The 7,252-nt window shown below is 39.0% G+C and carries 8 protein-coding genes, 6 tRNA genes and 1 rRNA gene; all 15 read right to left on the bottom strand.

The window, feature by feature from the left end:
• Positions 1–20: 20 nt before the first annotated feature.
• Positions 21–1,286, bottom strand: a complete 1,266-nt coding sequence (locus ACIP9W_RS21815; protein WP_400793284.1) for a CdaR family protein — start codon at positions 1,284–1,286, stop codon at positions 21–23.
• Complete coding sequence (cdaA, locus tag ACIP9W_RS21820) at positions 1,279–2,118, bottom strand: diadenylate cyclase CdaA (protein WP_282240993.1); 840 nt, start codon at positions 2,116–2,118, stop codon at positions 1,279–1,281. The genes ACIP9W_RS21815 and cdaA overlap by 8 nt, the downstream gene beginning before the upstream one ends.
• A gap of 115 nt (positions 2,119–2,233) precedes the next feature.
• A complete protein-coding gene (locus tag ACIP9W_RS21825; protein WP_400793285.1) occupies positions 2,234–2,863 on the bottom strand; it encodes a zf-HC2 domain-containing protein in 630 nt (209 codons plus the stop codon).
• A gap of 12 nt (positions 2,864–2,875) precedes the next feature.
• On the bottom strand, positions 2,876–3,451 hold the full coding sequence (sigW, locus tag ACIP9W_RS21830; RefSeq protein WP_142540986.1) for an RNA polymerase sigma factor SigW: 576 nt from the start codon (positions 3,449–3,451) through the stop codon (positions 2,876–2,878).
• Positions 3,452–3,611: 160 nt separating this feature from the next.
• A complete protein-coding gene (gene rocF, locus ACIP9W_RS21835) occupies positions 3,612–4,517 on the bottom strand; it encodes an arginase (RefSeq protein WP_400793287.1) in 906 nt (301 codons plus the stop codon).
• A gap of 70 nt (positions 4,518–4,587) precedes the next feature.
• A complete protein-coding gene (locus ACIP9W_RS21840) occupies positions 4,588–5,178 on the bottom strand; it encodes a GNAT family N-acetyltransferase (protein ID WP_400793288.1) in 591 nt (196 codons plus the stop codon).
• Positions 5,179–5,377: 199 nt separating this feature from the next.
• A tRNA-Ala gene (locus ACIP9W_RS21845) sits at positions 5,378–5,450 on the bottom strand.
• A 24-nt stretch (positions 5,451–5,474) separates the two neighbouring features.
• Positions 5,475–5,549: transfer RNA gene (locus ACIP9W_RS21850), tRNA-Gln, on the bottom strand.
• Positions 5,550–5,555: 6 nt separating this feature from the next.
• Positions 5,556–5,639 (bottom strand) — tRNA-Tyr (locus ACIP9W_RS21855).
• A gap of 21 nt (positions 5,640–5,660) precedes the next feature.
• Positions 5,661–5,736 (bottom strand) — tRNA-Val (locus tag ACIP9W_RS21860).
• 124 nt (positions 5,737–5,860) lie between these two features.
• Positions 5,861–5,933: transfer RNA gene (locus tag ACIP9W_RS21865), tRNA-Thr, on the bottom strand.
• Positions 5,934–5,946: 13 nt separating this feature from the next.
• Positions 5,947–6,021: transfer RNA gene (locus tag ACIP9W_RS21870), tRNA-Asn, on the bottom strand.
• Between the two features lie 365 nt (positions 6,022–6,386).
• Positions 6,387–6,620, bottom strand: a complete 234-nt coding sequence (locus ACIP9W_RS21875) for a transposase (protein WP_400793290.1) — start codon at positions 6,618–6,620, stop codon at positions 6,387–6,389.
• Between the two features lie 230 nt (positions 6,621–6,850).
• The gene (locus tag ACIP9W_RS21880; protein ID WP_400793292.1) at positions 6,851–6,973 is read right to left on the bottom strand and encodes a helix-turn-helix domain-containing protein; all 123 of its coding nucleotides are present in this window, start codon (positions 6,971–6,973) and stop codon (positions 6,851–6,853) included.
• Between the two features lie 185 nt (positions 6,974–7,158).
• A 5S ribosomal RNA gene (gene rrf, locus ACIP9W_RS21885) occupies positions 7,159–7,252 on the bottom strand; the annotation flags it as partial.

The following is a 7,252-nucleotide window of genomic DNA, read 5'->3' on the forward strand; positions in this document are numbered from 1 at the left end:
AAAACCTGTTGTCCTACGCATTAAGCTTCTTTTATTGTTATTTTTGCCTCAGATTCTGACGTTCCCCATTCTATATTAGAGGGGCCTTCTATTTGAATTGGAAGGGTTACTTCCCCAACCTCAGCATTCTCGGCATTTACGTAAACGGAAACATTGTTTAGTTGAATATTTTTCAAAGCCTCGGGTGTTCCTTTTGCTACGACAGAAACGATTCCATCCGTAGGTGTTTCAAAATTACTAACTAGCTGCTCCGGTAGTCCCTTCACTGCAATCGTAACTTTTTCAAATGCTTTCTCTTCCACCGTTGAAACGGTTTCCTCTTGCTTTTCTTCTTCCTCAACTGGTGGAGCCGGTGTGACATCTGCTGTTATTTTAAGCTTGTCGAGCGACAATCTAGTCACACCGTCTGGAATTGCTAGCTTCAAATCAAAGCTACTCGTATCCTCTAGTTTACTCACGTCTACATCAACTTGTAACTGCCCCATTTTATCTAATACTGTTCGCGGGCCGTATAGTCTAATATTTTTTACATCAGTTGACAATTTATTAATCTTTACCCCTTCTTTAGGCACGCCTTTAGGGACTAAAACCACCGGGACTTCTTTACTGTATTCTTCGACATTTACTTTTACTTGTGTTGTTTTCGGTTCGACTGTTACATCCAATTTATTTAAATCAGCGTCTAGTACTCGTATGCTCGCTTCTTGTTCAAACGATTTATTTATTCCTTGGTCTCTAACGACCGTAGCTTTTACATAGCCTATGCTATCGATAATACTTTTTGCTCCTGTCACAACTACTTTTTTCGGTTCCATATCATAGGATTTGACGATATAGTTTTCAGCTAACAAGCTTTCATTCATATCTAAATCCACATTAAATTCTTGAGAAACACGTTCCTCAATCACCACATTCACATTTACAGGGTCGATACGAACTTTCAATTTATCCGAAAAGTTTTCGGTTGAAAATTCTACTCTATGTTCCCCAAACGTTACATTTCGTAAATCAATAAATACTTTATAGTCCTTCATCACTTTGGTGGAAAAAACCTGTTGCGATGGACCTTCTATATTCACCGTAACAGTTTCTGGTACTCCTGTTACAACTGAATTTTCATCGTCATAATATACCTCTACAGGCACATCTCGAAGAACCTCCACTGACGTGCTAGTTGTATTCATATTATTCTTTTCCATATCCGATTTCACAGAAACGAATAATAGAATGGCCAGTACCAATGCAATTATTCTTAAAAACCATGGATTGCCCATCATTTTATCCATTCTGTTTCCCCCTCCACAACCATTTAGAAGAAGCTACTTGTTCCTCTGTTGGTCCAAACCAAAGGCGTTTCAAGTGAGTTTCAAACTCTTCCATGGATAAATTTCTATGGAGATCTCCATTAGATGTTAAACTTACCGCACCTGTTTCTTCTGAGACAACAATGGTTATCGCATCCGTCACTTCACTTAAACCAATTGCCGCACGGTGCCGTGTTCCAAGCTCTTTGGAGATGAAAGGACTTTCAGATAATGGCAAATAACAAGCGGCAGAGACAATACTATTCTTTTGCACAATAACCGCACCATCATGTAAAGGTGTATTTGGTATAAAGATATTAATCATAAGCTCCGAAGTAAGATGTGCATTTAACTGAATTCCCGTTTCAATGTATTCATTTAAACCTGTTTCTCTTTCAATAGATATTAATGCGCCAATTCGACGTTTTGCCATATAGCTTACCGATTTGGTCATCGCTTCTATTAAACGATTTTTCTCTTCTTCTTCTTGCATGGATGAGCTTCTCGCGAAGAGCTTTCCTCTACCTATTTGTTCAAGAGCTCTTCTTATTTCAGGTTGGAAAATCACGATAATTGCAAAAAAACCAATACTAATTACATTTTCAAGCAACCAGCCTAGTGTATCCATACCTAAAAAATCCGTTACTACTCGAGCTGCGATAATAACAAATATTCCTTTTAATAATTGAACAGCCTTCGTTCCTTTTATCAAGGTTATTAATTTGTATATAACAAACCATACAACTAAAACATCTAAAATGTTTACAATTACGTTTACTGGCATAAAACTGGTAAACTGCTCCATAAACGACATGTGGCATCCCCCACTTTTCATCACAAATCCATACCATGTAAGTATAACATAGTTGCCCAGTTCTCTACATTTTAGGGCGAAAAAAGTCTATCCATTTCACTGGATAGACTTCCTATTATTTTGTTTCTTCTTTTTCAAAAAACGATACGACTTCTTTCGCCCCATCTTTTATGTGAAACCAAAGCCAGTCAAATACCTCATTAATCTCTTCTGTCTTACCCGTTATTACTGCAGTAGAAGCCATGTACTTCGAACCGTTTATGACGGTTAGATTCCCGTCCAATTCACCATCAATTCGAACATCCCCATTTCGAACGACTAGATTGCCTTTTACAACTTGTCCTTCAGGGATTATAACCGTTTCTCCTTCTACTACGACATTTTCTTGTTTGGTAAAGGAGAATTGCTGCTCTTCATGGAAATTACTAAATAATGCACTACTCATAAATAAAAAGAATAATGCTGCTGCAGTGAGAATTGGATGACGCCGCAACCATCTACTAACACCAGCATGTGATTTTTCTTTTGGAAGTCTTGCCATTACATTTTGACTAAAATTAGTTGGGGCCTCTACATGAGCTGCTCCTTTTACAAAAGCGACCACATCGCTTAACTCGTGCATATGAGCCTGACAATCCACGCATGACTGCAAATGAGATTTAAGTTCAAGCTCATGTTCACGGCTTATTTCACCATCTAGGTACTCATGCATTAAGTGAACAATTCGCTCTGGACATGCATTCATCGTGATTCCCTCCTATAAAAAATTGGGTTGCCTGCTTAACTGTTTTCTAAGAAACTCTCTGCCTCTATGAATTCTCGTTTTTACTGTTCCAAGTGGTAATTCTAATATCTCACTAATCTCTTGTAAAGATAATTCTTCCATATACTTTAAAACAATGGCCGATCGATATTTATCCGGAAGACGACTAATTTCATATTGTATCCGGTCTTGCAGCTCAAGCTTCATTATCTCTTCTTCCGGCAGTTCATCTGCTGCTGCGATTTGAGAATACATATCGAGCCCTTCGGTACCCTTTACTTCTGCATCTAAATAAAAATCAGGCTTCTTTTTTCGTATACGATCGATACATAAATTCGTCGCAATACGGTATAGCCAAGTAGAGAACTTTCTTTTTTGATCATACGTGTGTATGTTGATAAAGGCTCGCACAAATGCTTCTTGTGCAATATCCTCGGCTTCATGACGGTTTCCTAACATCCGAAAACATACTTGAAATAGCCTATGCTGATACAGGTCGACAATCTCCGCGAATGCGTCTTTATCGCCTTTTAACACTTGTTTTATTCGTTTATTTATTAACGCATCCATCGTGATTTTCCCCTCCGCCTCATGCGGCTGTCTTACCTATACGTATTAAGGTAGCAACAGGTTTCATTTTTTTCTATATTATTTATTTTACCAAATATTCCATGCATTGTGTTGATAATAAAAAAAGAAAAGCAGACTATTTGCCCGCTTTCCTTTTTTATTATATGAGACTTTCCCCAAATAGTGACCCCATTAATCCAACTGCAACATCTGCTGTCTTATTTTTTTCATCCAGTATAGGATTTACTTCCACAAATTCAGCTGACGTGATCAAATTGGAAGAATAGAGCATCTCCATTGCTAAATGGCTTTCACGATAACTAATACCGCCTGGAACAGGTGTACCCACTCCTGGTGTATAAAGTGGGTCTAAACCATCTAAATCGAGCGATAAATGGACACCATCTACATTACGCTCATGGAAATAGGCTATTGTTTGATTCATTACTTCTGTCATCCCATGCTTATCGATTTCATGCATGGAAAAGACTTTAATGCCCTTTTCTTTTATTAATTCACGTTCGCCTGGGTCTACAGAGCGAGCGCCGATAATAACAACGTTTTCTGGTTTAATCTTTGGAGCAAACGAGCGGATATTCACTAAGTCTTCATGACCTAAGCCAATACTCACTGCAAGTGGCATTCCATGTATATTCCCAGAAGGAGAAGTTTCAGCTGTATTTAAGTCAGCATGCGCATCGTACCAAATAACGCCTAAGTTTTCATAGCGATCTGCAAGCCCTGCTAGTGTTCCGATTGCTATACTATGGTCACCACCAAGCACTAAAGGATATCTTCCTTCCAATAGCACTTCATGTACTTTGTTTGCTAGCTTTGTATTTCCCTCCATCACATCTTCCAGATTACGCAAATGTGTATTTGGAGATTGTTCTTTACGAGTATGGCTAATCGCAATATCTCCCTCATCTTTAACTGTGTGGCCAAGTGCTTGTAGGCGTTCTACCACGCCGGCATAGCGGATAGCACTTGGTCCCATATCGACTCCCCGTCTATTTTGACCAAGATCCATTGGTACACCAATTATTGAGATATCTAACTTGTTCATGATTTAATACCCCCTTCTATTCCTACACCTATTGTAAATCTTAAAGGGGAAATGGCTCAACTCAGCATTTTTATGAATATTTATTCATTAACTGAACTAGATGATTTTTAACTTCCGTCCATTCACTTTCAATGATTGAGTAAACAACGGCATTTCTCACCGTGCCATTTGAACGAATTCGTTCATTGCGAAGAACACCTTCTTTTATACCACCTATTCGTTCAATCGCGCGCTGGGAAGTTACATTCAACTCATCCGTTTTAAATTGGACACGAATCATACCTAACTGTTCAAAGCAATGTTTTAAAAGCAAGTATTTAGTTGTTGTATTCACATGCGTTCGCTGAAACTGTTTTCCATAAAAAGTCGATCCTATCTCACAAGCATGATTCGTATGATCCATTCCATATATACGGGTCGTCCCCATCATTTTATGGGTATCGGTATTTTCTACTACAAATGAAAGTGCAGTTTGTTCAATATTCATTTGATCAATTCCTACTTGCAACCAATTACTGAGTTGTTCCCTATCTTCTATTTTATTCAACATAAATTCAAATATTTTGGGATCATACAACTCCCATAAAAACGGAATGTCACTTTCTTTCAATGGTCGTAATGTCACGTCTCCATATACGATTGTTTCAGCCAAGCTAAACACCTCACTTTTTTATATCATCATAATGGAAAGATGGGTGCATTGAAAAGGATTTTATCTCAGAAACTATGAAAATAATAAGTTAAGTTTGTATATAGGGGAGGCAGAGGTTTTGGAGTGTTGATTACGTTATGCTTTGTTTTTTTAGCAAAATAAAAAAACCTTCCTAAAGACGGAAGGTTTAATTTGTCATATATAAATATGGAGCCTAGCGGGATCGAACCGCTGACCTCCTGCGTGCAAGGCAGGCGCTCTCCCAGCTGAGCTAAGGCCCCGTTAAAATAAAAGTTAAATGTTTGTGGCTGGGGTACCTGGATTCGAACCAGGGCATGACGGAATCAAAATCCGTTGCCTTACCGCTTGGCTATACCCCAATAAACTGGTGGAGGGGGACGGATTCGAACCGCCGAACCCTAAGGAGCGGATTTACAGTCCGCCGCGTTTAGCCACTTCGCTACCCCTCCAAAGCTAAGTATGAAAATAAATGGTGGAGGATGACGGGCTCGAACCGCCGACCCTCTGCTTGTAAGGCAGATGCTCTCCCAGCTGAGCTAATCCTCCTGGGTTATAAAATCACGACTCGTCTTATACTTCTACTAGAATCGGACAAGAACTATAATAACATATTTGTTTCTATTAGGCAAGTAGTTATCTAGGCTTTTTTACATTTACTATTCAAAATGTAAGCTTCCAAGCGGGTTCGAACCGCTGACCTCTTCCTTACCATGGAAGCACTCTACCTGCTGAGCTATGGAAGCACAGACAAAAAAATGGCTCCGAAGGTAGGACTCGAACCTACGACCGATCGGTTAACAGCCGATTGCTCTACCACTGAGCTACTTCGGAACAATGCATCTATTTAAAGTACAAATATAATTATAACAATAATTAATTATATTTCAAGTATAATTCTACATTTTTTTAAAAATATATCATATTGTATTATTTGCATTTAATCCCCTTTGGTAGAGAAAATCAATTAATAGCTAAATCATGGTAAACTGCTTTCAATGCAACTAATTGAGGTCCGGATGCTTTCTTTGCACAAAAACTCATTACACACAGGAGGCGAGTTAGAATTTGGTGGGGAATAGGCCAATCTATTTGGGTTTTATCAAGTTTTAAGCTAAGAGCAATTATACTTGGGGTGCAATCCATTCTTATGCCAAAGAAGTTAAACATAGATAACTTCGCATAGATGAACACAATTTCTAGAATGCTACCTTTGTTATGGCGACATTTTGAGCTTCTCGTTTGGCCCGTTCAATTCTACGCGATAGGACGCGCTGTGCCTTGTCCAATTGGTGTTCGTAATGCCTCATCGCTTTCAAGGAGGAGATGAACATGCCGTCGCTAAGGGTAGCGATTTCCGTCAGCCCTACATCGATACCAATCGACTGCCCTATCTTCGCCAGTGGTGTCCTCTTCCACAAACAGGCTGACATAGTAATGCCCTTCACCTTTTAGTGGTATAGCTGGCACGTTGTTTTCTTTTTGAAACGTGATTTTCCATTTTGTTTGGGAAACCAGCGTTGGTAGGCATCGTCTAGCTGTTCTCCAACGGATTGTAACGCAATACTGTCTACTTCCTTTAATCCTTTAAGAAGGGGTACAGCTCTTTTAATGTGGTGATAGACTTGACTTGACCATATCCACCTTCGAAGGATTTTTCCAGTTAAGCAATTTGGACCACATCAAGTATTTGATTAAACGCAAAACGCACACAACCGAAGGTTTTGGCCAACAACTGTTGTTGCGTTTGATTTGGATAGATGCGACATTTATATGCTTTCTTCACTTGAAAACACCTCCCTCGAAATTACTTCTATTTTACATTAAGTTCACAAAAAAAATTAGATGTAAGACACTGGAGTATGTACAGAGAAGCTCTTATATGAAGTTATCTACATTTAATAGATTTTATAATTTTTTAAGCATCAAAAAAGCCGTTACCGATTACTCGATAACGACTTACTTTTTAGTGCCCAGCGACGTCCTACTCTCACAGGGGGAAACCCCCAACTACCATCGGCGCAAAAGAGCTTAACTTCCGTGTTCGGTATGGGAACGGGTGTGA

Origin of the sequence: Psychrobacillus sp. NPDC093180 (genome assembly GCF_044754065.1) — a bacterium.
In the GTDB taxonomy this organism is placed as follows: domain Bacteria; phylum Bacillota; class Bacilli; order Bacillales_A; family Planococcaceae; genus Psychrobacillus.

Bases quoted from the DNA above. Each gene is read 5' to 3' on its own strand.
- ACIP9W_RS21875 (WP_400793290.1), bottom strand. From the start codon at position 6,620: ATGTCAGCCTGTTTGTGGAAGAGGACACCACTGGCGAAGATAGGGCAG.
- cdaA (WP_282240993.1), bottom strand. From the start codon at position 2,118: ATGTCGTTTATGGAGCAGTTTACCAGTTTTATGCCAGTAAACGTAATT.
- ACIP9W_RS21815 (WP_400793284.1), bottom strand. From the start codon at position 1,286: ATGGATAAAATGATGGGCAATCCATGGTTTTTAAGAATAATTGCATTG.
- ACIP9W_RS21825 (WP_400793285.1), bottom strand. From the start codon at position 2,863: ATGAATGCATGTCCAGAGCGAATTGTTCACTTAATGCATGAGTACCTA.
- rocF (WP_400793287.1), bottom strand. From the start codon at position 4,517: ATGAACAAGTTAGATATCTCAATAATTGGTGTACCAATGGATCTTGGT.
- sigW (WP_142540986.1), bottom strand. From the start codon at position 3,451: ATGGATGCGTTAATAAATAAACGAATAAAACAAGTGTTAAAAGGCGAT.